The sequence below is a fragment of the Rhodococcus sp. FH8 genome, assembly GCF_019266085.1.
GTDB classification, from domain to species: Bacteria; Actinomycetota; Actinomycetes; order Mycobacteriales; family Mycobacteriaceae; genus Rhodococcus_F; species Rhodococcus_F qingshengii.
The window spans coordinates 208,567-233,584 of the sequence record NZ_LPNQ01000080.1 but is presented as its reverse complement, the minus strand read 5'-3'; the positions used below and the strand labels follow the sequence as shown (position 1 = coordinate 233,584).

The window sequence follows — 25,018 nt, the reverse complement described above, 5'->3', positions numbered from 1 at the left end:
GACCGAGCACCGCATCGAAGGAGACCCCGATGCGGTGCCAACCGGCCGTGACGCTTGATGAAGCTGTGCCCACGATAATCAGCGAGTCAGCACAAGCCCCGATGTCGGAACGCCCGTTCCCGCAGTCACCAGTACATTCTCGACGGAGTCGACCTGGTTGACCGAAGTACCGCGGATCTGCCGAACACCCTCGGCGATACCGTTCATCCCGTGAATGTATGCCTCGCCGAGCTGTCCACCATGGGTGTTGATCGGAAGCTTGCCTCCGAGTTCGATTGCGCCACCGGCGATGAAGTCCTTGGCCTCTCCCCTACCGCAGAAACCGAGTTCCTCGAGCTGCATCAGAACATAGGGCGTGAAGTGGTCGTAGAAGATCGCCGTCTGCATGTCCGACGGGCGCAGCCCACTTTGTGACCAGAGCTGATCGCCGACAAGGCCCATCTCCGGTAAGCCGGTCAAACCGTCGCGGTAATAGCTGGTCATGATGTATTGATCTGCCCCGCTGCCCTGTGCGGCGGCAGCGATAACGGCGGGGGTGTTCTTCAGATCTTTGGCTCGTTCTGCCGAGGTGACGACGATCGCGATGCCGCCGTCGGATTCCTGGCAGCAATCGAGGAGATGCAAAGGTTCAGCGATGAATCGCGAGTTCTGATGGTCCTCGAGGGTAATCGGTTTCCCGTAGAAGAACGCCTTCGGATTGGTGGCTGCATGCTTACGGTCGGCGACGGCGATTCGACCGAAGTCCTCGCTGGACGCTCCGTATACGTGCATGTATCGCTGCGCGACCATCGCGACAAACGATGCAGGAGTACCCAATCCGTGAGGATAGGAAAAAGCGTTATCCGTGCCCGACGAATTGACCTGCGCCACAAGGCCGGAGTTCACCTGCCCGAAACGGGCACCCGATCGCTCGTTGAACGCGCGGTAAGCGACGACGACGTCTGCGACGCCGGTGGCAACAGCCATGGCGGCCTGCTGAATCGTCGCCGCAGCGGCACCGCCTCCGTAGTGAATGCGGCTGAAGAACTTGAGGTTCGGAATCCCCACCGAACGAGCTACTGCCACTTCGGTGTTGGTGTCCATGGTGAACGAGGTAAGACCGTCGACGTCGGCGGGTGTCAGACCGGCGTCGTCCAACGCGGCTTGAACAGCTTCGGCGGCCAGTCGCAGTTCACTGCGACCGGAGTCCTTCGAGAAATCCGTGGCTCCGATTCCGACGATCGCTGCCTTGCCGGACAATGCGCTCATTCAATGTCTCCGTTTTCAATGTCTCCATTCGAGCCCGACGCCGGAAATGCCAGTGTGACCTGTGCGGTGATGTGATCTCCCAGACTGTTCTTGCCGACCACCGCAAGCGATACGAGATCCTCGTCGTAGGAGGTCACCGTTCCGGAGAGCGTCAAGGTGTCGTAGGCGTACCAGGGGACTCCGAGGCGAAGTTTGATCGACGTGAGTACAGCCCGCGGTCCTGCCCAATCGGTCACGAATCGCTGCACCAAGCCGGTGTCGGTGAGGATGTTGACGAAGATGTCCTTCGAGCCGCGTTTCTGTGCGAGATCGCGGTCGTGGTGAACATCTTGAAAATCGCGGGTAGCGAGCGCCGCCGAGACCACAAACGTCGGGTCGCCGTAAATCGAGAGCTGCGGAAGAACCTCTCCCACAGTGATATCCGTCGTCGAAGTCATCGTCACTCCTTCACCGCAGAAACCGCAGACACCGCAGACACAGAAACCGGCTGCCAGGCGTACAGAGTCCAGGGAGTTCCCCCGGTCTCTTCGTCTCCGGGGAAGTCGAGGTAGATCGCCTCCACCTCCATCCCGATCGACACACTCGACGGATCGATACCGCGCAATTCGCCGAGCATCCGCACACCCTCGGGCAGTTCGACCAGGGCCACGACGAACGGCAACGACCGACCAGGAACCTTGGGGGCGTGGTGAACGACAAAGCTGAAGACCGTTCCCCGACCTGACGCCACCACGTAGTCGGTCTGCTCCGACTTGTGTTTCCAGATCGCGGGCACCGGCGGGTGCTGTACCGAACCGTCCGCACGCAGTTGAATACGCAACTCGTGTGCGGCGACACCGTCCCAGAAGAACTGCGTGTCGAGGGATGCTGTCGGACGCAGCATTCGAGATGCGTCCAGGTCCGCAGGCACGTCAGTGGAGGAACTCTCGCTGACTGGCGGCGCGAACTTCAAGATCCGGAACATCATCTCCGAGACCAGTTCTTCGCCGACCCGCCAGAAGCTGCGAGTAGTGAAGAACCATCCTTCACCAAGACCTGTCTTCTTGGGTCCCACAACGTCTTCCAACACCGAGGAGATGGTGACTTCTTCACCCGGCTTCAAGTAGCGGTGGTAGATCTGATCGCAGTTGGTCGCGACGACGGACGTGAATCCGGCCTCGTCGAGAATGTCCGTCATCCGTCCCAACGGATCGTCGGCTTCTCGAATTGCCCCCAGACCGCGCATCGTCCATACCTGCGCCATCGCCGGCGGTGCGACTATTCCGTCGTGTCCGGCGGCGCGGGCAGCCGATTCGTCGACGTAGATCGGGTTCTCGTCACCGATCGCCTCGACCCAGTTGCGGATCATCGGCAGGTTCACGGGGTCCCGGCCGGCGCGAGGAGCGCTTGGCCCGTCCTCTCGAACCCGCTCGGCAGCAGTGAGAATGGGATCTGACACGATTTGTTTCCTATCTCGGAACGCGAGGAAGCTTCAGGCCGGCGGTGGCGATCAATTCGCGCATCACCTCGTTGACTCCACCGCCGAAGGTGATCACCAGGTTGCGCTTGATCTGCATGTCGAGCCACTCCATGAGATCAGCAGTTTCGGGATCGATCGGATTTCCGTACCGCCCGACGATCTCTTCCGCGAGTCGACCGACCCGCTGGATACGCTCGGTCGCAAACACTTTGGTTGCCGAAGCGTCGGCGATATCCACCGAATCCGAATCACTCGACGCCACTTGCCAGTTGAGCAGTTCGTTGAGGCGGTACGTCGCATGAATTTCGCCGAGCGCGCGCCGTACGTCAACGTGATCAAGCAGGTTTTCACGCTTGGCCCAATCGAAGACGTGGTCGTAAATCCCTGCGACACGACCTGCCGGACCGAGCATGACGCGTTCGTGGTTGAGCTGCGTCGTGATCAAGCGCCAGCCCTGATTCTCCTCACCCACAAGCATGTTCGCCGGAACGCGAACGTCCTCGTAGTAGGTGGCGTTGACGTGATGCGCACCGTCGCAGGTGATGATCGGGGTCCAAGTGTAGCCGGGATCTTTGGTATCCATGATCAGGATGGAGATGCCGCGGTGCCGTGAATCGGCAGACCCTGTCCGCACGGCGAGCCACACGTAATCGGCGTCATGCCCGCCGGTGGTGAAAATCTTCTGGCCGTTGACGACGTACTCGTCACCATTTCGTGCCGCCGAAGTGCGCAATGCTGCAAGGTCGGTGCCGGCTTCCGGTTCGGTGTAGCCGATCGCGAAGTGCACTTCACCGGCGAGGATCGCGGGCAGGAATTTCTGCTTCTGCTCCTCGCTGCCGTACTTCTGCAGGGTCGGACCGACGGTCTGCAACGTCACCGAAGGCAGTGGGACATCCGCCCGCACAGCCTCGTTGACAAAAATCTGCTGCTCGACTTCACCGAACCCACGTCCGCCGAACTCCACCGGCCAGCCGACGCCGAGCCAGCCGTCCTTGCCCATACGACGAATGACCTCGCGATAGGCAGGGCCATGCCGCTCCACGCGCATGATCTTGGCCTCTTCGGGCGAGATCAGCGTCGAGAAGTAGCGTCGAAGTTCAGCTTGCAATGCGCGCTGACTGTCGGTCAGATCGATGAACACCGGGCCCCCACGAGGTCGAGTCGCTGCGAAGCACCGCCGAGCAGGCGTGCCAGGTCTTTTGCAGTCGAGTAGTAACGATGAAGTGGATACGTGACGTCGACGCCCAGACCGCCGTGCAGGTGGTGAAGCACCTGCATCGTGGCAGGCACTTCTTGGGCGATCCAGTACGCCATGACGTCGAGGTCCGACTGGGCGTCCAGGCCCTCCGACACGCGCCAGGACGCCGACAACGCCGCGACATGAAGGGTCCGGGAGGTGACGTACGCGTCGGCTATCTGTTGTGAGACTGCCTGGAACGTGGCGAGCGGCTTACCGAATTGCTCACGCGAGCCGACATGTGCCGCAGTGAGATCGACGGCGCCGGACACCAAACCGTCTGCAACGGCTCCGATGCTTGCCGTGGCGATCCGGTACAGCGTCTGGACGGCTTCCTCGCCGGCACCGAGAAGTTCACCGACGGCCTCGTCCAGGGTGACTGCGAACTCCGGACTGCCGGACGCACTGGGAGTCGGCGTCAATGCGACGCCGGCGGCGGTCGGATCGACGAGAACGACTCCGGCGTCGGTGGGCACAAGGATTCTGTGTGCGCTCGCCGCGAAAGGCACGGCAAGCACCGTCCCGCTGACGCGATACCAGTCGCCCGACTGATGGGCGGTGGTCGACGGCTGTGCCGGGAACTGCTGACCCGGCTCACCGAGCGCCGCGGTGAACACCCGTCCGGCGCCGACTCCGGTGAGCAATTCGTCCTGTTGAGCGTCGGTCCCCAGAGCGACTATGGGGAGTACACCGAAGCCGAGGGTTGCGAGAGCCGGAATTGGAGCGGCGGCCCGGCCGACCTCGACGAGGAGAGAACCGACGTCGGCGACGGAGAGTCCCTCGCCGCCCAGACGCTCGGGCAGGGCCAACGTGAGCAGGTCGGCATCGGCGAATGCCGCCCAGAGCGCGTCCGGCTCCAGTTCGCGGGCAAGGAGCGCGGTTGCCACCTCGGCTACCGCTTCCTGGGTTTCATCGGGAGTGAAGTCCACGCTGGCAATCCTGTCTCTGATGTAGAACGTGTTCTAGTTGTATCACCAACGTGGACATTTCTAAAGGCCTCTACTCACGCCGTCTAATCACGGGGCAGGCCCAGAATTCTCTCCGCGGCGACGGTCAACAGAATCTGCGTGGTTCCGCCGGCAATCGACAGGCATCGCGTGTTGAGGAACTCACGCGAAAGCGGGCCCTCCACCCACCCGGCAGTACCACCCAATTCCATGGCGAACTCCGCGACATTCTGACGCTGGCGCACGCCCACCAGCTTGCGGACGCTCGACGCCGGACCCGGATCCTGACCGTCCAATTGCCGCAGTGTCGTGCGCAATTCCAGCAGTGAGCCCACCATGGCGGTTCCGATCAGCCCACCGAGCTTGTCTGCCACCACAGGATCGGGGTCGCCGGCCAGCTCGAGCAATTCCTCCATCGCACCGCCGAGCGAAGAGCCACCGCTCATTGCGACCCGCTCGTTGGCGAGGGTCGTTCGGGCCAGTTTCCAGCCTCCACCGAGCTGGCCGACGACGCACTCGTCCGGGACGAAGACGTCGTCGAGGAAGACTTCGTTGAACAGGGCATCTCCGGTGATCTCGCGCAGCGGCGAGATCCGAATCCCAGCCGTCTTCATGTCGAGAAGGAAGTACGTGATGCCCTTGTGTTTGGGAACCTCGCGATCGGTCCTGGCGAGGCAGATGGCCCAGTCAGCTTCACGCGCAAGCGAAGTCCAGACTTTCTGGCCGTTCAGCTTCCAACCGCCGTCGACCTTTTCCGCGGTCGTGCGCAGTGCCGCAAGATCCGAACCTGCGCCGGGTTCACTGAAGAGCTGGCACCAGGTGATCTCGCCCTTGAGCGTCGGAGTCGCAAATCTTTCGATCTGCTCCGCACTGCCGTGCTCGAGGATGGTCGGCACTGCCCACCAGCCGATCACCAGATCGGGTCGGCCGATACCGACGGCCGCCAATTCCTCTTCGATCAGAATCTGTTGCGCGGCCTTGGCGCCCCGGCCGTACGGCTTGGGCCAGTGCGGTGCAAGGTAGCCCGATTCGGCCAACGCGTTGCGCTGCTCGGATTCGGGCAGCGCCACCAATTGCGCTACCTCTTCGCGAATTTCGGACCGGTCGGATTCGAGCTCGCTCAAGTCGATCTGAAGATGACGCCGTGCGCCGCCGATCGTCAATTCCGCGACGCGTGCGCGCCAATGAGACGATCCGCCCAGAATCTGCCGGAGCGACAGTGCTCGACGAAGGTAGAAGTGCGCCTCGTGCTCCCAGGTGAATCCGATGCCGCCGAGCACTTGAATGCAGTCCTTTGCCGTGTCGACAGCGGCATCCAGCGACACCGCGGCGGCCACTGCTGCGGCGATCGGAAGTTCGTCGCCCGACTCGGCAGCGACCGCACCATCCCAGGCGACGGCTCCGGCATTCTCTACGCGACACAGCATTTCGGCGCAGATGTGTTTGATCGCCTGGAACGAGCCGATGGGCTTTCCGAATTGTTCGCGAATCTTCGCGTACTCCACCGCAGTACGCAGGCTCCACGCCGCAATTCCGGCAGCTTCGGCAGCCCCAAGTACCGCCGCTAGGTCGGAAACCGATCCTGGCGCAATGTCATCGAGGATTCGGTCGGCGTCGACCGTCACTCGATCGAAGGAGACTCGCGCGAGTGGTCGCGACTTGTCGATCGTGTCGACCGCTTCGTAGGTCACGCCTTCACTGTCTCCGTCGACGAGAGCCCAGACGACACGCGAGCCTTCGTCTTCGGACACCACGCCCGCCGACACGAGTACCGATACGCCCGAATCGCCGCCCCAGGCGTAACCTCCTTCGCCATGAAGCTCGATGCCGCCGGACGCATTCGCCGTTGCCGCAACTGGACTTTCGTCCAATACGACGGCACACGGCAGCGCACCGTCGGCGAGCGTTTCGGACCATCGCTTGGCAGCGGGCGACGAACTACGCCCCACCACCAGAGCTGCGAGTGCAGTCGTGAGAACAGGACCCGGCACGAGTTCGATTGCCGCCTGCTCGAGCATTGCTGCGAGATCGACGATTTCGGCCCCGGCTCCGCCTACCGCTTCGGGAACGGCGACCGAAAATATCCCGAGAGACGCGAACTCGGACCATTTCTCCCGCCACGAAACTGCTGGTCCACGGCGTACCATGTCCATCGGCGTGGCCGAGCGAGCCCAGGCCTCTATCGATTCCTGGACCGCCCGCTGTTCATCGGTCGTGGCGATTGTCACAACTGGTTCCCGCCTCTCGATAAGTGACACAATTGTTTAGAACGTGTTCTAATATGACACCTGGCCAAGAGTCAAGGCGCGAAGGAATTTGTCGATGACCACAACATCCCGATCCCGCTCCAACACGGTTGCTTCTGCAACGCTCGGGGACGACGATCTCAGCTCCAACGCGCAACGTGAACGCCGCAAGCGGATTCTCGACGCAACACTCGCCTTGGCGTCCAAGGGGGGCTACGAGGCTGTTCAGATGCGCGCCGTGGCCGAGCGTGCCGACGTCGCAGTCGGAACGCTCTATCGCTACTTCCCGTCCAAGGTTCACCTACTGGTGTCCGCCCTGGCACGCGAATTCGAGAAGATCGATTCCAAGGGCAAGATCCCGCCTGGAACCAGTCCGCTCGAGCGGATGCAGCTGATCCTCAGCCTCATCACCCGCGCGATGCAGCGCGATCCGCTCCTCACCGAAGCGATGACTCGCGCGTTCATGTTCGCCGACGCCTCCGCAGCGGCCGAGGTCGATCAGGTGGGCCAGTTGATGGACCGCCTCTTCGCACGAGCGATGACCGAAGAGGAGCCAACCGAAGAGCAGTTGGCGATCGCGCGCGTGATCTCCGATGTGTGGCTGTCCAATTTGGTGGCATGGCTCACGCGACGCTCTTCGGCTACCGATGTCGCCAATCGACTGGAATTGACGGTTGAACTGCTGCTCGGTGACGGAACTCGGAAACCCGAATAGACATCCTTTGTCGCATCTGTCATTTTTGCACTGATCGGCCGGAAACGTATCGAGCCAGGAGTCGCTGCATCACCTAGATTTGAAGAGGTGAGCGCACAAGATCTGTCCATCGAACTCCGCCGAGCGCTGTCAGGCGTGGCACGCACGCCGCGTCTGCTCGTAGCCTCCGACTACGACGGGACGATGGCACCCATCGTCGCCAACCCGGACAAGGCGTATCCCCGGGCGGAAACGGTGCGTGCGCTTCGCTCTCTCGCCAGCCTCGCGTCGACGACGGCTGCCGTGATCTCGGGCCGCGCCCTCAAGGATCTGGCTGCGCTGTCCCGACTTCCCGCCGAAGTGCAATTGGTCGGCAGCCACGGCTCCGAGTTCGACATCGGATTCGTTCACGCGATCGACGCCGACGCCAGGAAACTGCTCGACGAGATCGTCACCGAGTTGGGCCGAATCGCCGCCGACACCCCTGGGGCAACGGTGGAGAAGAAGCCCGCCAGCGTTGCACTGCACGTACGCAACACCAGTGCCGACGACGCCGAGAAGGCGCTCATCGCCGTCCGCACCGAATCGGCACTCTGGCCAGGCGTTCAGGTCACCGAGGGCAAATCAGTGGTCGAGTTGGCTGTCATCGCCACCGACAAGGGGCACGCACTCGACTTGATTCGCCATCAGGACGGCGCAACCGCTGCCGTATTCATCGGCGACGACGTGACCGACGAAAAGGCGTTCAGCAGGCTTCAGGGGCCGGACATCGGAATCAAGGTCGGCAGCGGGGACACCGTCGCCGACTATCGCGTCGACAGCACCGAGGACGTCGCTGCCGCTCTGGCGTTCCTGCTCGACGAGCGTCGTACGTGGCTTTCCGGCGCCGACGCTCCGCCCATCGAGCGACTCTCGATGCTCGCCAGTCCGCGCACCGTCGCTTTGGTGACCCCGGATGCGACGCTGACCTGGTTGTGTCACCCGGAACCGGATTCAGCGGCCGTCTTCGCACACCTTCTCGGCGGAACCGGGGCCGGCCACTTCTCGGTCGGGCCTCGACGCACAGCCTTACCACTGAGCCAGAAGTACATCGACAGCACGATGACAGTTCAGACCCGCTGGGCGAGCCTGTCCGTCACCGACTACCTCCCCCACGACGTCCCACAGGGACGAACCGACCTGACCCGCATCATTTCCGGTCAGGCCGACGCGATCGTCTCGTTTGCACCCCGTCCCGAGTTCGGCCAGGGTCAGGTCACGCTCGAGGTCGTCGACGAGGGCATTCGGGTCCTCGGCACCAACGAGCCGTACGTGCTCCGCTCCCCCGGTGTGCTGTGGAACATCGCCACCGACGGAAACCAGCAGACCGCCCACGCCATCGTCGAGCCGTCCAAGGGTGACGTCGTCCTCGAATTGCGCTGCGGAACAGAAGAAATCGGCCCTTCCGACGTTCCGGAGCTGGAGCGTCGAGCGACCTCGGAGGCCTACTGGTCCGATTGGGCCAAGACGCTCGAACTCCCGAAGCTGAAGCCGGACTTGATGAAACGCTCTGCACTGACCTTGCGCGGGCTGGTCCACGCCGATTCCGGTTCCATCATGGCTGCCGCGACGACGTCCCTGCCGGAGGAGATCGGCGGAGTCCGCAACTGGGACTACCGCTATTGCTGGTTGCGCGACGCCGCCCTCACCGCAACAGCTCTCGTGAGCGTCGGATCCACCGACGAGGCCGAGAACTACCTGGACTGGGTCCACCGCGTGCTCGAAACACTGCCGGGACCCGAGCGCCTGCACCCCCTCTACACGCTCTACGGGACTTCGCTACCGCCAGAGGCCGTCATCGATTCACTTCCCGGATACGCCGGCTCCCGGCCGGTCCGCGTCGGAAACGCCGCGAATCAGCAGGTTCAACTGGACGTGTTCGGCCCGATCGTCGAGCTCATCGTCGAACTGGCGAATGCACGCGAAAAGGCCGGTGATCCCGATCCTTTGAGCGACCGCGACTGGGAACTGGTGTGCGCCATGGTCGAAGCAGTGCAGCGGCGCTGGTTCGAACCCGATCACGGCATCTGGGAAATTCGCGACAACCCGCGCCACCACGTCTATTCCAAGGTTATGGGCTGGGTCACCGTCGACCGCGCCGTCGATCTTGCGACCCGCTTTTCTCGCGAGGCCCTGCCCGAGTGGGCGGAACTGCGTGACCAGATCGCCGACGAAGTACGACACAAAGGCTGGAAGGACGACGTCCAGTCGTACACCGCAGCCTACGACGGTACCGATCTCGACGCGGCGACTCTGCACATCGGACTGTCGGGGCTGATCGATCCGACGGATCCGCGCTTTGCAGCGACCGTCGTAGCCACCGAGGCTGAACTACGCAGCGGCTCAACGGTATACCGATACCATCACGACGACGGTCTGCCCGGCATCGAAGGTGGGTTCCACCTCTGCGCCGCCTGGCTCGTCGAGGCCTACCTGCTGATCGGGCAACGCCTGCAAGCAGAGGCACTGTTCGATCAGTTGGTCGCGGCAGCGGGTCCTACCGGACTACTCGCGGAGGAGTACGACCCCATCGCGGAACGCTCGCTGGGCAACCATCCCCAGGCGTACAGCCATCTGGGATTGTTGCGCTGCGCCCAACTCCTGGCGTGAGCGCTACCCCTTGATCCGACCTGATGTTCGCCCGGCCAGTAGTTCAGTGTCGAGCATCTCGACTATCGGAACGCCGGATCCAGACGGCGACATCAGGAGCGCACCGGCGCGCCGGCCCTTCTCTTCCTGGGGCTGGCGCACCGTTGTCAGTGATTCGCGCAGCGCCTCGTCGACGCCGTCGAATCCGGTGATCGACAGTTGGCCAGGTACATCGATGCCCTGCCAGCGCGCCCAGTCCAAGGCGCCGAGAGCCAGCACGTCGGTGGTGCAGACCAGTGCGGTGATCTCGGGGTTGGTCGCGAGAGCTTCCGCCGCCGCCGAGTGCCCGGACTGCGATGTGTGGACGTACCGCTCGATCACGGTGAGTGAGAGTGGGTCCATGTCGGCCGCCACCATCGCGTCGCGCACTCCTTCGATCCGCTCACGCTGGACGTGGAAGTGTGGGGACTTGAGTCGTTCCTGGCTGACGACGCCGTCCATCCGGTCGCGCCCCAGCCTCATGCAGAGCACGCCGATGTCACGGTGTCCGAGACCGATGAGGTAGTCGGCGACCTTGCGCATGGCAGCGCGGTCGTCGATGCCCACGAGGGATGCACCGGGAATCTCGCGGGGCTGGTCGCAGACGACGATCGGAATGTGACGCTCGAGCACGGCGGCAAGATACGGGTCGTCGTCGGCCACGGAGTAGACGACAAAGCCGTCGACGCCCGCCTGCTGGACCACGGCCGCAGCATCCACCTCGTCGCGCCCGGGCCCGGCCGGAATGAGCAGCAAGCCCTGGCCGGCGTCCTCACATGATTCCGAGAGACCGGCCAGGAAGCTCATGGCGGCCGGGTCACGGAACGAATAACTGAGTGCTTCGGTGAGCAGGAGACCGACGGCGCCGGCTTTGCGAGTTCGCAAGGAGCGGGCGACCGGATCAGGTCCGGGGTATCCGCGTCGCTTGGCCGCTTGGAGCACTCGATCCCGCAGCTCGACGGAGAGCTGATCGGGTCGGTTGTACGCGTTCGAGACTGTAGTTCTCGACACATTGAGCTCGGCGGCAAGCGACGCCAAAGTGGCTTGACGGCGTGGCTGACGGGACCGGGGCATAAACGGACGTTAGCCGTAGTGCCCGCAGACGGCGCGTTGGGGCTGAACCGAAGGTGAACTACCAGCGACTATGCGCTAATGTGTAACGGTAACGGTTTCCAATAGCATTTAGCCCAGCCTTTGTTCAGGAGAAAAGCACGTGCGTTCGTCGTCGAAATTCCGCACCGCCACCGCCCTCGCGGCCGTCTCGGTCGCCGCAGCATTCGCGCTCACCGCGTGCAGCTCAACCTCCTCGAAGGACGACGGCATCACCGTCGTCGCATCGACGAACGTGTGGGGCGACGTCGCGCAGGCCGTCGCCGGCGACAAGCTGACCGTGACGTCGATCATCAACGAGCCGTCCGCGGACCCGCACTCGTTCGAAGCGACTCCCGCCGATGCCGCCAAGATCACCGACGCATCGCTCGTCGTCTACAACGGTGGCGGCTACGACCAGTTCATCACCGACGTCCTCGACGCAGGCAAGGGCGAGCAGAAGACGGTCAACGCCTACAACCTGCTCGACGGCGGCATCCACGCCGGCGAAACCGCGGGCGAATCGCATGACGGTCACACCCACGGCGCAGTCAACGAACACGTCTGGTTCGACATCCCGACCGTCGACGCCGTCGCACATTCGGTGGCCGATCAGCTGAGCGCTCTCGATCCGGACAACGCGGCGACCTACGAGGACAACGCGAAGGCATACAGCCAGAAGCTCGCCGGCGTCACAGCGATCACCGATTCCATCGCCGCTGCCCACGCAGGCGCACCGGTGGCGCAGACCGAGCCGATCGCGCACTACCTCCTGGTCGCAGCTGAACTGAAGGACGCAACTCCCGAAGAGTTCACCAGTGCCATCGAAGACGGCAACGATCCTTCACCGGCCGCAATCGCCGCAACGCGCCAGCTCCTCTCGGAGAAGCAGGCCCGCGCACTGGTCTACAACATCCAGACGCAGGACAAAGTGACCCAGGACATGCGCACCACAGCCGAAACCGCCGGCGTGCCCGTCGTCGAGGTTACGGAGACTCTCCCCGAGGGCCTGGACTACATTCAGTGGCAGACGCAGACCGCGGAGTCGCTCGCAAACGCCCTCTCTGCCCAGTAATTATTTGCCCCACCATTTCCGAGAAGAACCGATCGGCTTGTGACAGAAACTTCCGCGAATACTCCTGTGCCCCCTGGTAACACCGTGCCTTCTGGTAATTCCGCGCCTTCAGAGGCCTCCGTGCCCGCTGTGACGCTGAAGGACGCTCGATTGTCCTTCGGCGCCCGCACATTGTGGGACGGGCTCGATCTCGAGGTACAGCCAGGTGAGTTCATCGCCGTACTCGGGCCGAACGGGTCGGGCAAGACCTCGCTCCTGAAGATTCTGCTGGGCCAACTACAACTCAGCGGCGGTAGTGCACAGATCGTCGGCACGCCGGCACGGGCCGGGAACTCACACGTCGGGTACATCCCGCAGCAGAAATCGATCGACGACGGCCTCCCGCTCCGCGGCCGCGACCTGGTCGGCCTCGGCGTCGACGGTCACCAGTGGGGTACGGGCCTACTGCGTCGGGGTCGTCGCCGCAAGATCGTCGACGACGCCATCGCACAGGTCAGCGCCCAGTCGTTCGCCGACGCTCCCATCGGTTCCATGTCCGGCGGTGAGCAGCAGCGACTGCGGATCGCACAGGCTTTGGTCGGCGACCCGCGGATACTGTTGTGCGACGAGCCGCTGCTCAGCCTCGACCTCGCCAACCAGCACCTGGTCTCGACGCTGATCGACAAGCGGCGGCGCAGCCATGACACCGCGGTGCTGTTCGTGACGCACGAGATCAATCCGATCCTGCCGTTGGTGGATCGAGTGCTCTATCTGGTGGACGGTAAATTCCGGATCGGGACGCCGGCCGAAGTGATGACGTCCGAGGTTCTCTCGGATCTGTACAACACCGACGTTGAAGTGTTGCAGGTTCGTGGCCGCCTCGTCGTGATCGGCACCGGAGACGCCATCGACGCGCTCGGCAGCGCAGGCGGACTACGCCCGGGAGAAGGCGTTCACCATTCTGATGAGGATCACCACCAGTGAGTAACAAGTTCACCGACGCGATGTCGCGGATGTTCGACGTGTCCGCCACCGTCGACCTACTGCAGTACGACTTCGTCCAACAGGCGTTGATTGCCGGTGCCATCCTCGGATTGTTGGCCGGCATCATCGGGCCGCTGATCGTGAGCCGTCAGATGTCGTTCTCGGTGCACGGAACGAGTGAGCTGTCACTGACGGGCGCATCCGCCGCACTTCTCGTCGGTGTGGGCGTCGGCTTCGGTGCCATCGTCGGATCCGTGGTCGCGGCAGTGCTGTTCGGACTGCTCGGAGCCAAAGCGCGCGACCGAGATTCGGTGATCGGCGTGATCATGGCTTTCGGCCTCGGCCTGTCGGTGTTGTTCCTCTGGGCGTACGACGGTCGCACGGGAACCAGCTTCTCGTTGTTGGTCGGACAGATCGTGGCGCCGGGAAACAGTGGTCTCGAACTTCTGCTGCTGTGCGCGGTCATCGTGATCGGCACACTCGGATTCATCTACCGCCCTTTGCTGTTCGCAAGCACCGACCCCGAAGTTGCTGCAGCTCGCGGTGTTCCGGTCCGGGCACTGTCGATCGTGTTCGCAGTGTTGGTCGGCATCACCGCAGCACTCGGCGTACAGATCGTCGGTGCTCTGCTGGTGATGTCGCTGCTGATCACCCCCGCAGCGGCCGCCGCGTACGTCACGGCAAGCCCACTCAAGGCCACGATCCTCTCCGTCGTGTTCGCCGAACTGGCAGCCGTCGGCGGCATCCTTCTCTCGCTGGCCCCCGGCGTTCCCGTCTCGAGTTTCGTCACCTCGGTCTCGTTCGTGATCTACCTGATATGCCGACTCTTCGGATCCGCACGTCGCAAGAATGCCGGACGGATTCCGGCGCAGGCCTGAACACCGAGAGCCCATACCTACCTAGAATCGAGGTATGGGCTACAGCGTTGATCTGAACAGCGACCTCGGCGAGGGCTTCGGAGCCTGGACCCTGGGCGACGACGACGCCATGCTCGAACTTGTCACCAGCGCGAACATCGCCTGCGGATTCCATGCCGGCGACCCGACAACGCTGTTGGCGACTTGCGAATCCGCCGCCGCCCGCGGCGTCCGGATCGGCGCGCAGGTGGGGTACCGAGACCTCGCCGGTTTCGGCAGACGCTTCATCGACGTGTCCCCGAAGGACCTCACCGCCGACGTCATTTATCAAATAGGGGCACTCGACGGTTTGGCTCGTGTCGCCGGATCGCGGGTCACGTACGTCAAACCCCACGGCGCGCTCTACAACGCAATAGTCCATCACCGACGGCAGGCGCGGGCCGTGGTCGCCGCCGTCGTTGCCTATGACAGTTCGCTACCTGTTCTCGGACTACCTGGTTCGGTGTTTCTGGAAGAGGCGCGCGAGGCCGGTCTCGACGCGGTCGCCGAGGCTTTTGCCGATCGTGCGTACACGGCGGAAGGCACCCTGGTCCCCCGCACCGAGTCGGGCGCCGTTCTGCACGACCCGACGCTTGTTGCAGAACGGGTTCGGCGAATGGTCGTCGACGGCGAGTTGGACGCAGTCGACGGGAGCACGTTGAAAGTCGCTGCCGCATCGGTGTGCGTGCACGGTGACAGTCCGGCAGCCGTCGACATGGCCGTGGCAATCCGTGCTCTCCTCGAATCTTCCGACGTCGAGATCACGCCGTTCACATGATCACGATCCTGCCCGCCGGTGAATCCGCAGTCCTCGTCGAGTACGACGAACTGCCGAGCGTGCTGGGCAACTTCAGGGCTCTCGACGCCAGTCGGATCCCCGGCGTGATCGACCTGATTCCCGCGGCGCGAACCATCTTGATCGAGTACGACAACACGATCACCGCGCACCAACTGGTGGAGAAATGGGTACGTGGGGCCGTACCGATCGAACTCACAGCAGACGAGAGCGGGTCTGCTGTCGAGATTCCGGTCCGCTACGACGGCCCCGATCTCGTAGAGGTGGGCAAGCTGACCGGACTCGGGGTCGACGGTGTGATCGATGCTCACACGTCTGCGTCGTGGACCGTCGCGTTCATCGGTTTCGCCCCCGGCTTCGCGTATCTGACCAGCAACGAGAGAAAGCTCGAAGTTCCACGTCGATCGGACCCGCGCAGGCAGGTCCCGGCCGGTGCAGTCGGGTTGGCCGGACCGTTCTCGGGCGTCTACCCGCGTAGCTCCCCGGGCGGCTGGCAGTTGATCGGAACGACGGAACTGTCGGTGTGGGATGCCGAGCGCCGCCCGCCGGCGCTGCTTCTACCCGGCACCACAGTCACCTTTGTCCGTGCATGATTTTGGTGCAAGCATGATTTTGGTGTCTTCACCGCGCTGTTGCGGGACAATGGATTCATGGCCTGGCTCGAGGTTGCGCGTACCGGCCCGCTCGCCACAGTTCAGGACCGCGGGCGGAGAGGCTACGGCGCTCTCGGGGTCGGCAGATCCGGCGCCGTCGACATGATCTCGCACGACAGCGCTAACAGACTCGTAGGCAACACTTTTCGAGCAGCAACCATCGAAGTCACCGCTGGGGGTTTCGCTATGCGGGCCGTCGGTTCGATGACGGTGGCAGCGACAGGCGCGCGGGTGCCGCTGGCCGTCGACGGACGGCCGGCACCTGACTACGCGAGCATCCATCTGGGTAGTGGCAGCATTCTCGAATTGGGTTACAGCACAACCGGGTTGAGAACGTACATCTCTGCACGCGGTGGCGTCGACGTCCCGCAGGTACTCGGCAGCAGATCCACCGACACGCTCTCCGGACTCGGGCCGCCGCCGCTCGCCGCCGGCGATCTGCTCCTCCTCGGGGCCGAGGAAGGGACGTGGCCCACCGAAGAGTTGATTCCACCGCCCGCACCTGCACTCGGCGCGGTTCCGATCGAGATCACGCTCGGCCCCCGAAATTCCTGGTTCACCGCCGCATCCGTTCACGCGCTCCTTCACACCACGTGGAAAGTCACCGAACACACCAACCGAGTCGGGGTCCGGCTACAGGGCCAAGGGCCTTTGCATCGCTCACGCACCGGGGAATTGCCGAGCGAAGGCGTCGTGACGGGATCCATCCAGGTGCCACCAGGCGGCCAGCCCGTCGTGTCCCTCGCCGACCATCCCGTGACCGGCGGATACCCGGTCATCGCCGTCGTTTCCGACGCCGGGATTGCGTCGCTGGCACAGCTGCGGCCCGGCAGCACCATTACCTTCAAGGCCACTACTCGGCCGTCGTAGCGCTGATAGTCTCAGCCGCGCCAGCAATGCTGCCGGCGGCGCTCGGCCGTCGCCAGAACCTGAAGGACTGTCACACTATGAGCCCTAAGAGCAGCACACTTGCTCTCGGAATAGCGTCACTGATCACTGCTGCACTCGTCTTGTCCGGATGCAGCAGTTCGGAAAGCGGCGACGCCGTCTCCAGTGATACCAACACCAGTGAGACCACTGCTTCCGAAAGTTCTGCATCCTCGCCGTCTGCCGCTGCCGCGACGCCGACTTTACGGGACGGAACACCGTTCATCGGTGAGCGGACGACGATCGAAACCGGCGACGACCCCGAAGCGCCGAGCATCAGCGTCAGCCTCCCGCCGAGCTGGACTCACGGCGAGAACATCCCTGCCGGCGTTACGGACGCATTGTCCAGCAACAGCCAGGAACCCAGCGGTTTCATGCCGAACACCACGGTGACGGTCGAAAATCAAGGCACCGCAACAAAAGACGAGGTTCTTGCCGCTGCGCGTGAAACGATCGCCACTCTCGACGGGTGGACCGAGGTGAAGTACACCGAGATCGACGTCGACGGACAGCAGGGTTTCCGCCTCTCCGGAACTTGGACCGCCCCAAACCTGGACGTTCCGCTCTACGCCGTCATGACGGTCGTCGCTTACCAAGCCGACGACAACTCGCCGGTCTACCTGGTCAGCTTTGCAAACCAGTTCACCGACACGACGAACATGCAGACCTCCAACCAGGTGGAAGAAATCAACACCTCGATCGAATTCGGCTGAGCACCTGATGGTTTGAATACCCGATCTCCGAACAACCGCGGCGGGCCGAGACTACGACAGTCTCGGCCCGCCGTTTCACAACTCTCGCCTAGCTCGAACCGAACAGGCCGCTGAGGGAACCGAGGCCACCACTCAACGAGCCGAGCGATCCGATTCCGCCACCGGTTCCGGGGCCAGTGGGATCAACCGGATCAACGGGATCGACCGGGTCAACCGGATCGACCACATCCGCGGCGCGGACAGTGATGGACGGGCCCAAGTTGGCGAAATTCGCACTCGACTGGAATCCGTTGCCCATCACCGTGGCACCTACCGCCAATCCACTTCCGTACACGGTTCCCGGCGCACACGAAGCAGTAACCGTGTAGCTGGTCTTCATGGTCACCGGTTTGCTGCCGTTGTTGATCCAGCCGGCACTGGTCACCTCGAGCGTCGTGGGTGTCAGTTCCGGCGTTTCAGTGGTTTCGGTCATCGTCCCGCCAACGTGAAACTTCGTGACCTTCGCCGAGCCCGGGACAAAGGTCAAGCATGCGGCATGCGTCTCGGTGAACCTGCTGATATACCCGTCGATTCCGCTCTTCTTCGACACTGTCGTGTAGGTGATCGTGTCACCGATCTTCGGCGACGCATTGTCCACGGTGCGAGTAAATGTGTAGGCACCGGAAGTTGCTGTCTCGGCAGTCGCGACTCCCGCACCCAGCGCGCTTGCGCCCACAGCAAGAGCAATCACCCCCAAACCAGCTCCAACGGTGGACAGACTACGATTCCTGGATCCAAACTTTGCCACGAACAATCTCCACTCTGTGTGGTTCCAGGACAACCGAATTCATTGATTACTGGAACTTGTTGCAAACCGACTCTCGAAGTACGATACAGTCGACCTGGACATTCGCCCAGCTTTTCGTCGAAATAGTCGACAATCAGTTAACGGCAGGCAATCGACACCGAAAAAGTCCTCTTAATTCGGACTTTTCCGCAAATTCTGCCGAACTGATACATAGGCAAGCGTCCGATAGGTTTCAATGGTTACCGCGGCGCAACCTTTGAAGAGTCATCCCATCGCCGTCAGCGTGAACCCCTCGAACGGAGAATTTCATGTCACGTTTTTCAATGCGCAAAACACTCACCGGAATCGCAATCGCTGCACTTGCCACCAGCGGACTCGTGATGACCGCAGGCACCGCGAGCGCCGATGCCACCCACCCGTCCGCGGCAACGGTCAACTCCTCCAACGTCCGAATCACCAAGAGCATCGTGGGCGACGGCGAAGTTGCACCCGGCGGCAAAGTCACTGTGCGCACGGTCATCTCCACAACAGGCCACCCCGAGCGTTACGTCGACCAGTTCGTCGACCGCTACCCCGCCACGTTCAAGTACATCCAGGGCACGGCAACGGTCAACGCGTGGCACTTGATCGGCGGTCAGAAGACCGAATCCGTCACGCCTTCGGTTGACACTGCCGCCCGAACCGTGAATGTGCCCAGCACCGGCTGGCTGATCTCACCCACCGGAAGCAAGACCGTGACGATCGAGGCGCAGTACCTCGTCGCCGACGATGCACCGATCGGCTCGTACCAGGAAATGTCGAGCTCGATCGGTATCTCGACGTTCAATACCGAACAGAACATCAGCGGCGTCTACGCCAAGATCCGCGCCAAGAACCCCGGCGAGGCGGCCGCATCGGGCTCGGCAGATCTGGGCTTCGGCTCTTCTGACGGCGAGGGCGGAACCGGTTCGGCCGGATCCTCCATCCTCGACAACCCGGCCGGCTTCATCTCCGACATCATCAGCGGTGTCCTGGCCAACGGCAGCTGATTCACTCGCTCCGCCTGCTCCACCTGTAAACACTCCGTCGGGGAATGTGTTCGAGGGTGGCATCGAGTCTTCGGACTCGGTGCCACCCTCGATCTTTTGTGGCGATCACACTCCGTCGCGCCTGCATCAAAGAACCAAATAGGAAAGCATTACCTAAGTCATTCGCGGTATGATCCACCGATGAGTTCCACAGGATTTCCGTACTGGGCTGTGCCGGCAGGCCGGTACGTTCCGCTCCCCTTCTCGATGACGACGTCCACCATCGGGCGTGATCAGAAGCGCGCGTGGCGTGAGATCCGCCATCCCGAACACGAACTCCTCTGGGGCGCTTCCGGCGAGATGAGCGCGTACATCGACGACGTTCGTTGGCAGATACCACCGACGGTCGGCATGTGGATTCCGGCTGGAACTCCACGGCGCATCACGCTCGGCGCATCCACCGAGGCTCGTTTCACCTATTTCCGGCCCGAGTCGTTCCCCCACCCGTGGACAAAACCCGCGATCATCGGCATCGACGACGTCGTCAAGACGATGCTCATCCATCTGCACCAGCGAAATATGCCTACCGAGGCTCGCTTGCGCGCCGAATCCGTAGTCTTCGACACGCTCGCGCCCATCGAGGCGGCTGATGTCGCAGTACCGATGCCCGCCGATCCCCGGGCCCTCGCCGTCGCACGCCGCCTGATCGCCGACCCCGCCGATCAACGCGGGCTTGCCGATTGGGCCTACGTGGTCGGCGGAAGCCCCCGCACCCTGAGCCGCGTGTTCTCTCAAGGCACGGGGATGTCCTTCACCGAGTGGCGAATTCAAGTTCGCGTCCGCGCTGCGATGTCCTATCTCGCTGCGGGCGTTCCTGTTTCGACGGTAAGCCGTCGCGTCGGATACGAAACCCCCAGCGCCTTCACCAGCGTGTTCCGCAAGGTCACCGGACGCACACCGAAGAACTACTACTCGGACGCGTGCGAGTTGTCAGCCTAACTGGTCAGAACCCGTTCATCTTCGAGACCAGTTCCGCGAAAGCATATTTGACGCTCAGCGACGTGGGTGACGCCAAGGCCATGACTCGCGCCAGACCGAGCTGCTGAATCAGCCTGCCGTCCTTGACTGCCGGCAGGTCGGCAAACAACTTGTCCCCCATCAATCCGGGTAGCCCCTGACCACTCGCGTCGTTGAGCACGATCACGTCCGCGTCCAGTTCGTTGTACTGTTCGCGCGATGCAGTCACCGACCCCTGGGTGTCGCCGCACAGCTCTGCGCTTCCGGCCGACTGCTTCAGTCCGAGCTGGGACATCAGGATGACTCGGCCGTCGTCAGCGCAGTAATTGGTGAGGCCGTCGATGTTTCCCGAGAGGAAGGTCAAGGTTTTCCCGTTCAGATTCGGGGATCCGGCAGCCAGGTCGGCTATGGAATCGTCAGTTTCCTCGATCAGCTCGGCAGCCCGCTTCGGTTGGCCGAGTACTGATCCGATGGTCGACAACTGTTCCTGCCACGTGGTCGCCCATGCGGTCTCCTTGAACGGAATGGTGGGTGCGATCTGGGAAAGACGTGCATAGTCGTCTTCGGTGATTCCCGAGACCACTGCGATGATCACGTCCGGCTCCAACGCCAGGATCTGCTCGAACGGCACACCGGACGTGCTGTCGAGCAACGTGGGTTCGATATCGCCCAACAATTCTTCGTCCCACGGCAGGATGCCGTTCTCCAAGCCTGCCCCACTGAACGACTCCATGGCGACGGGTGTCTTGCCCAGTGCGAGGACCGAATCCTGGCTGTTCCAGCCGATCGTCACGATCCGCTGAGGTTCGGTCTCGATGGTGGTCGACCCGTACGCGTGATCAACGGTGACCGGCAGCGCGCCGGCCTCGGCCAACTGCGTCGTGCCCTCCGACGCTGTTGACTCGGTGCTGCTCTGGCAGCCTGCGAGCAGGGCAGTCGCGGCCAACGCAGCCACTATTCGGGTAGTGCTCTTCATCTTCTGTCAGCTCTCTTCGCAAACGTACTTTGTTTCGACCAGCCAGGTATATCGAGACCCGATCCCGGTAATGGGGTGTCGATACTCCATCTGGCCGCTGCCGCGTAGCCCTTGGCATCTGCGAGCACTTTCCGCACTCGCACCGGCTCTACCGTAGAACTGCACAACGAGTGTTCAGATCTGGGCGAGGAGTTTCACGAGTGTCAGCGCTGCCCGAAACTCGTTCCGGTCCGATGGAGATGATCCGAGTCGGATCATTCTCCTCCGGACGCGGCCCGCGACTGGTTGCAGCCGTCACCGGGCAGGCGTCGTATCAGGTAGCTCAAGCCCTCATCCCGGTGCTGATCGGCACCGTCGTCGACCGGGCAATCGGAAAGTCCGACAGCACAGCACTTCTCGTGTGGCTTGCGGTGCTGTGTGCTCTGTTCGTGGGACTCGCTCTGTCGTGGCGCATCGCAGTTCGCCTGAACACGCAGGTCTTCGTCTACGGCGAACACGACCTACGACTGAATGCTGCCAGACGAGTACTCGATGCCAGGGGGATGAAAGCTCAGCGTTCGACCGGTGAAGTTCTCACCATCTCTACCTCGGATGCCTCACACGTCTCGGGCTTCTCCTGGGTTGTCGCCGAACAGGGCTCGGCATTTGCGGGGCTCGCCGCGGCAGTGATTTCGCTTGCCTTCGTTTCGTGGCCGCTCGCACTGATCGTCGTACTCATCACCGCTGCGCAGCTCATATTCATCCACAAGATCAGCGGTCCGTTGGACGAGCGCGTGTATGCAGAGCAGAAGAAGGCAGCCGAGGCAGGCATGCTTGCAACGGATTTCACGCTGGGACTGCGGGTACTGAAGGGTTTCGGGGCTGAACCCACCGCCCTGTCGCGATACGTCAACGCGAGCCGGGAGTCGATGAAGGCAGCGATCCGGACGGTCAGAGCAATGTCCAGCCTGACCGCGCTCAATTCCGGGGTCTCCGCGTTGGTGCTGGCTTCGGTTGCGCTTGGAGCCGCGTGGATGGCGCATCAAGGCACGATCACCGTGGGCAACTTCGTCACCGTTGTCGGCTTGAGCAGAGTGATTGCCGGTCCGATGGAAACGCTGGGGTTCTTCGGTGCCGAACTCGCTGCCAAGCGAGGTTCCGCGCGCAGACTGTCCGAACTGTTGGCCGAGCCACACCTGATCGAATCGCTGGCCCCCACGGCCGCGACCGAACCTGCCAGAACTGAAGACGCCCTATTGATTTCGGCGGACAACGGAACCGTCGTCTCAGCTCGCCGCGGAGAAGTGGTGGGTGTGCGCGCTGACGATTCCGCCGACCGACTGGCACGACAACTCGCCTATCAGACCCCGCTCGCCCCCGACTCTTACTTCGTATTCGGCACCGATGCAACCGACCTCGGCCCGGACGGAGTTCGTGATCAGGTGTTCGTCTCCGCCCATGAAGGAACCGTGTTCACCGGCACCGTCTTCGACAATCTGGCTGCACCGAACGTCGACTCGTCGGCAATGACGTCATCTGCGCTCGACGACGTGTTGACGCATCTGCCCGACGGCCACCTCTCCGAGGTAGGCGAGCAAGGAAAAAAACTCTCCGGAGGTCAACGCCAACGCCTTCTCCTCGCCCGCGCTCTCCATCAACCCCAGCCGATCCTGGTCCTCCACGAACCCACCACTTCCGTGGACTCTGTCACCGAGCATCGAATTGCACACTCGCTGAGAAACTTCCCCGACAAGGCCATTCTGGTGATCACCTCGAGCCCGACCCTGCTCCATTCGTGTGACCGTGTCGTCACGATCGACCACGGCGTTCGGGAGGGAGAGTCGCTGTGACCGATACCCTTCCGGATGCATCTGCTGTTCCGGTTGTATCTGCCCTGCCGATCGCGTCGACCAAGCAGACCGTCCGCGCATTGATCGCACTGCTTCGGCCACGCAAGCGAGCGCTCGCACTCACGACCGTCGTGCTTCTCTCTGCTACGGCCTGCGGCCTGTCCACCCCGGCACTGCTCGGACTCATGGTCGATGCGGTCACGGAGGGCAAACCGTTTGCCTCACTCCTGCGTATCACCGCGTTCATGCTCGGCGCAGCGGCAGCAGGGGTTGCGCTGACCTGGTGGAGCACACAGCTTCTGGCGAACGTCGCGCAGAACGTGCTGGCCGATCTTCGTGAGGACGTGTTCGCCGCCACCCTCGCGCAGCCGTCGTCACTGGTCGAGGATGCCGGAACCGGTGATCTGATTTCCCGGGTCTCGGGCGACGTCGAAGCGGTAAACACCGTCATCGCGCGAGTACTACCCGCCACCGTGTCTGCCCTGTTCATGATTTCACTGACGCTTGTCGGTGTGGGAGTGATCGATTGGCGCTTCACCGTGGCAATCGTTGCCGTTGCGCCGATTCACTATTTCGCTCTTCGTCATTTCCTCCGACGCTCCGGACCCGTCTACCGACGCTCTCGCGCTGCGCAGGCCAGGCGGGGACAACAGCTCATCGAAACTCTCGGAGGCGCAGGCACTGTCACTGCCCTGCGGCGAACAGACGAGCACATCGACCGAATCGCCGAGACCTCCGAGCATGCCATCAGCTTCGACATGCAGGCAGTTCGCCTGCGCACCAACTTCTTCGCCCAACTCAACGGCGCCGAACTGCTCGGACTGGCCGCCGTCCTGAGCGTCGGCTACTGGCTCGTGACCACAGACTCGGTGTCCATCGGGGCCGCTACCGCCGCCGCCCTCTACTTCCACAGTCTGTTCAGCCCCATCGCGGTATTTCTCTCGAACATCGACGAATTGCAGGATGCGGGTGCCAGCCTGGCTCGCCTGATCGGAGTCACCGCGATGCCCGGGCGGCCCACGAGCATTCCTGCCTCGGCTCGGTCCGAACCCATCGGCGTCGAGGTGGACCGGGTTTCCTACTCGTACGACAACTCCACCCCGGTGATCGATTCGATCTCGATCTCGATCGCACCGGGGGAACGAATCGCCGTCGTCGGAAGCAGCGGCGCCGGAAAGACCACGCTCGCCAAACTGATTGCCGGCATCATTCCCGTCGGGGACGGGCGAATCACCGTCGACGGCACACTGATTGACGACCTGAGTGATGCCGAACTTCGGCACGAAGTCGTCCTCGTCAGCCAGGAAGTTCACGTGTTCGTCGGGACGATCGCCGACGATCTCCGGTTGTGTGCACCAGATTCGGACGATGCGAAGATCGCCGAAGCCGTCGACACGATGAAAGCTCAATGGATTCATGAACTTCCGGACGGACTCGAGACCAGGGTCGGGGCCGGTGGGTACCAGTTGACGGCGGCGCAGGCACAGCACATAGCCCTCGTCCGACTGGCTCTGCTCGATCCTCCCGTCGTCATCCTCGACGAGGCGACTGCCGAAGCCGGAACCACCGCAGCCGGTCTACTCGATCAGGCAGCCGAGCTCGCAGTCGCCGGCAGGACCGCCGTGGTGATCGCACACCGGCTGAGCCAAGCAGTCCGCGCCGATCGCATACTCGTCATGAGCGGTGGCCGCGTAGTCGAGAGCGGGACACATGACGAACTGATCGGCGCGGACGGTTCCTACGCTGCACTGTGGGAAGCCTGGTCGGTACGGAGCTAGAACCCCGCCAGACT

At 62.8% G+C, this 25,018-nt stretch carries 22 protein-coding genes; 13 read left to right on the top strand and 9 right to left on the bottom strand.

Translation table 11 applies throughout. The features are described 5' to 3' along the window. Positions 1 to 78 precede the first annotated feature (78 nt). The 6 genes from ATN38_RS27805 to ATN38_RS27780 form a co-directional block, all read right to left on the bottom strand. Positions 79 to 1,248 (bottom strand): lipid-transfer protein, encoded by a 1,170-nt coding sequence (locus tag ATN38_RS27805; protein WP_003945661.1) that lies wholly within the window; start codon positions 1,246 to 1,248, stop codon positions 79 to 81. Further along, the gene (locus ATN38_RS27800; protein WP_007734018.1) at positions 1,245 to 1,685 is read right to left on the bottom strand and encodes a MaoC family dehydratase; all 441 of its coding nucleotides are present in this window, start codon (positions 1,683 to 1,685) and stop codon (positions 1,245 to 1,247) included. The genes ATN38_RS27805 and ATN38_RS27800 overlap by 4 nt, the downstream gene beginning before the upstream one ends. A gap of 2 nt (positions 1,686 to 1,687) precedes the next feature. Beyond that, positions 1,688 to 2,689 carry a bifunctional MaoC family dehydratase N-terminal/OB-fold nucleic acid binding domain-containing protein gene (locus ATN38_RS27795; protein WP_052027939.1) on the bottom strand — a complete coding sequence of 334 codons (1,002 nt, stop codon included), beginning with the start codon at positions 2,687 to 2,689 and terminating at the stop codon, positions 1,688 to 1,690. A 7-nt stretch (positions 2,690 to 2,696) separates the two neighbouring features. Further along, positions 2,697 to 3,848 (bottom strand): acyl-CoA dehydrogenase family protein, encoded by a 1,152-nt coding sequence (locus ATN38_RS27790; RefSeq protein WP_218749118.1) that lies wholly within the window; start codon positions 3,846 to 3,848, stop codon positions 2,697 to 2,699. Further along, the gene (locus tag ATN38_RS27785) at positions 3,833 to 4,873 is read right to left on the bottom strand and encodes an acyl-CoA dehydrogenase family protein (protein ID WP_209911302.1); all 1,041 of its coding nucleotides are present in this window, start codon (positions 4,871 to 4,873) and stop codon (positions 3,833 to 3,835) included. Before ATN38_RS27785 ends, ATN38_RS27790 begins: the two co-directional genes overlap by 16 nt. Before the next feature lie 83 nt (positions 4,874 to 4,956). Further along, a complete protein-coding gene (locus ATN38_RS27780) occupies positions 4,957 to 7,119 on the bottom strand; it encodes an acyl-CoA dehydrogenase (protein WP_064075133.1) in 2,163 nt (720 codons plus the stop codon). A 94-nt stretch (positions 7,120 to 7,213) separates the two neighbouring features. Here ATN38_RS27780 and kstR point away from each other — a divergent pair, with 94 nt between their 5' ends. Beyond that, positions 7,214 to 7,852, top strand: a complete 639-nt coding sequence (kstR, locus tag ATN38_RS27775; RefSeq protein WP_218749116.1) for a cholesterol catabolism transcriptional regulator KstR — start codon at positions 7,214 to 7,216, stop codon at positions 7,850 to 7,852. Between the two features lie 87 nt (positions 7,853 to 7,939). Beyond that, the gene (gene otsB / locus ATN38_RS27770; protein ID WP_003945932.1) at positions 7,940 to 10,480 is read left to right on the top strand and encodes a trehalose-phosphatase; all 2,541 of its coding nucleotides are present in this window, start codon (positions 7,940 to 7,942) and stop codon (positions 10,478 to 10,480) included. A gap of 3 nt (positions 10,481 to 10,483) precedes the next feature. Here otsB and ATN38_RS27765 read toward each other — a convergent pair whose 3' ends face one another. After that, positions 10,484 to 11,572: a LacI family DNA-binding transcriptional regulator gene (locus ATN38_RS27765; protein WP_003945452.1), complete on the bottom strand. Its 1,089-nt coding sequence runs from the start codon at positions 11,570 to 11,572 to the stop codon at positions 10,484 to 10,486. Between the two features lie 139 nt (positions 11,573 to 11,711). Between ATN38_RS27765 and ATN38_RS27760 the strand changes: the two genes are divergently transcribed. The 7 genes from ATN38_RS27760 to ATN38_RS27730 all read left to right on the top strand — a co-directional run bounded on the left by ATN38_RS27760 (position 11,712) and on the right by ATN38_RS27730 (position 17,610). Continuing rightward, complete coding sequence (locus ATN38_RS27760; protein WP_042920537.1) at positions 11,712 to 12,662, top strand: metal ABC transporter solute-binding protein, Zn/Mn family; 951 nt, start codon at positions 11,712 to 11,714, stop codon at positions 12,660 to 12,662. Positions 12,663 to 12,746: 84 nt separating this feature from the next. Continuing rightward, positions 12,747 to 13,625 (top strand): metal ABC transporter ATP-binding protein, encoded by an 879-nt coding sequence (locus ATN38_RS27755; RefSeq protein WP_209911295.1) that lies wholly within the window; start codon positions 12,747 to 12,749, stop codon positions 13,623 to 13,625. After that, the gene (locus ATN38_RS27750; protein ID WP_209911291.1) at positions 13,622 to 14,503 is read left to right on the top strand and encodes a metal ABC transporter permease; all 882 of its coding nucleotides are present in this window, start codon (positions 13,622 to 13,624) and stop codon (positions 14,501 to 14,503) included. Before ATN38_RS27755 ends, ATN38_RS27750 begins: the two co-directional genes overlap by 4 nt. A 34-nt stretch (positions 14,504 to 14,537) precedes the next feature. Continuing rightward, on the top strand, positions 14,538 to 15,299 hold the full coding sequence (locus tag ATN38_RS27745) for a LamB/YcsF family protein (RefSeq protein WP_209911288.1): 762 nt from the start codon (positions 14,538 to 14,540) through the stop codon (positions 15,297 to 15,299). Beyond that, positions 15,296 to 15,910 carry a 5-oxoprolinase subunit PxpB gene (gene pxpB, locus ATN38_RS27740; RefSeq protein ID WP_083197630.1) on the top strand — a complete coding sequence of 205 codons (615 nt, stop codon included), beginning with the start codon at positions 15,296 to 15,298 and terminating at the stop codon, positions 15,908 to 15,910. Before ATN38_RS27745 ends, pxpB begins: the two co-directional genes overlap by 4 nt. 57 nt (positions 15,911 to 15,967) lie before the next feature. Next, positions 15,968 to 16,840 (top strand): biotin-dependent carboxyltransferase family protein, encoded by an 873-nt coding sequence (locus ATN38_RS27735; protein WP_209911285.1) that lies wholly within the window; start codon positions 15,968 to 15,970, stop codon positions 16,838 to 16,840. A gap of 77 nt (positions 16,841 to 16,917) precedes the next feature. Further along, the gene (locus ATN38_RS27730) at positions 16,918 to 17,610 is read left to right on the top strand and encodes an LpqN/LpqT family lipoprotein (RefSeq protein WP_039973380.1); all 693 of its coding nucleotides are present in this window, start codon (positions 16,918 to 16,920) and stop codon (positions 17,608 to 17,610) included. Positions 17,611 to 17,698: 88 nt separating this feature from the next. Here the strand turns inward: ATN38_RS27730 and ATN38_RS27725 are convergent, their stop codons facing one another. Then, positions 17,699 to 18,340 (bottom strand): hypothetical protein, encoded by a 642-nt coding sequence (locus ATN38_RS27725; RefSeq protein WP_054187920.1) that lies wholly within the window; start codon positions 18,338 to 18,340, stop codon positions 17,699 to 17,701. A 365-nt stretch (positions 18,341 to 18,705) separates the two neighbouring features. Here ATN38_RS27725 and ATN38_RS27720 point away from each other — a divergent pair, with 365 nt between their 5' ends. Both ATN38_RS27720 and ATN38_RS27715 read left to right on the top strand, forming a co-directional pair. Then, the gene (locus ATN38_RS27720) at positions 18,706 to 19,425 is read left to right on the top strand and encodes a hypothetical protein (protein WP_003945935.1); all 720 of its coding nucleotides are present in this window, start codon (positions 18,706 to 18,708) and stop codon (positions 19,423 to 19,425) included. A gap of 180 nt (positions 19,426 to 19,605) precedes the next feature. Then, positions 19,606 to 20,403, top strand: coding sequence for an AraC family transcriptional regulator (locus ATN38_RS27715; RefSeq protein WP_031332820.1), 798 nt, complete (start codon positions 19,606 to 19,608; stop codon positions 20,401 to 20,403). Positions 20,404 to 20,407: 4 nt separating this feature from the next. Here the strand turns inward: ATN38_RS27715 and ATN38_RS27710 are convergent, their stop codons facing one another. Continuing rightward, positions 20,408 to 21,397, bottom strand: a complete 990-nt coding sequence (locus ATN38_RS27710; RefSeq protein WP_256932190.1) for an iron-siderophore ABC transporter substrate-binding protein — start codon at positions 21,395 to 21,397, stop codon at positions 20,408 to 20,410. Positions 21,398 to 21,597: 200 nt separating this feature from the next. On the opposite strand from ATN38_RS27710, the gene ATN38_RS27705 reads away from it, so the two are divergent. Both ATN38_RS27705 and ATN38_RS27700 read left to right on the top strand, forming a co-directional pair. Next, positions 21,598 to 23,226 carry an ABC transporter ATP-binding protein gene (locus ATN38_RS27705; RefSeq protein ID WP_007726874.1) on the top strand — a complete coding sequence of 543 codons (1,629 nt, stop codon included), beginning with the start codon at positions 21,598 to 21,600 and terminating at the stop codon, positions 23,224 to 23,226. Next, positions 23,223 to 25,004: an ABC transporter ATP-binding protein gene (locus tag ATN38_RS27700; protein ID WP_218749109.1), complete on the top strand. Its 1,782-nt coding sequence runs from the start codon at positions 23,223 to 23,225 to the stop codon at positions 25,002 to 25,004. Before ATN38_RS27705 ends, ATN38_RS27700 begins: the two co-directional genes overlap by 4 nt. The last annotated feature ends 14 nt before the right edge of the window (positions 25,005 to 25,018 follow it).

What these genes read in the sequence shown, in the direction of transcription:
- ATN38_RS27805 (WP_003945661.1), bottom strand. Translation starts at nt 1,248, where the DNA reads ATGAGCGCATTGTCCGGCAAGGCAGCGATCGTCGGAATCGGAGCCACG.
- ATN38_RS27800 (WP_007734018.1), bottom strand. Translation starts at nt 1,685, where the DNA reads ATGACTTCGACGACGGATATCACTGTGGGAGAGGTTCTTCCGCAGCTC.
- kstR (WP_218749116.1), top strand. Translation starts at nt 7,214, where the DNA reads ATGACCACAACATCCCGATCCCGCTCCAACACGGTTGCTTCTGCAACG.
- ATN38_RS27765 (WP_003945452.1), bottom strand. Translation starts at nt 11,572, where the DNA reads ATGCCCCGGTCCCGTCAGCCACGCCGTCAAGCCACTTTGGCGTCGCTT.
- ATN38_RS27745 (WP_209911288.1), top strand. Translation starts at nt 14,538, where the DNA reads ATGGGCTACAGCGTTGATCTGAACAGCGACCTCGGCGAGGGCTTCGGA.
- pxpB (WP_083197630.1), top strand. Translation starts at nt 15,296, where the DNA reads ATGATCACGATCCTGCCCGCCGGTGAATCCGCAGTCCTCGTCGAGTAC.
- ATN38_RS27735 (WP_209911285.1), top strand. Translation starts at nt 15,968, where the DNA reads ATGGCCTGGCTCGAGGTTGCGCGTACCGGCCCGCTCGCCACAGTTCAG.
- ATN38_RS27730 (WP_039973380.1), top strand. Translation starts at nt 16,918, where the DNA reads ATGAGCCCTAAGAGCAGCACACTTGCTCTCGGAATAGCGTCACTGATC.
- ATN38_RS27720 (WP_003945935.1), top strand. Translation starts at nt 18,706, where the DNA reads ATGTCACGTTTTTCAATGCGCAAAACACTCACCGGAATCGCAATCGCT.
- ATN38_RS27715 (WP_031332820.1), top strand. Translation starts at nt 19,606, where the DNA reads ATGAGTTCCACAGGATTTCCGTACTGGGCTGTGCCGGCAGGCCGGTAC.
- ATN38_RS27710 (WP_256932190.1), bottom strand. Translation starts at nt 21,397, where the DNA reads ATGAAGAGCACTACCCGAATAGTGGCTGCGTTGGCCGCGACTGCCCTG.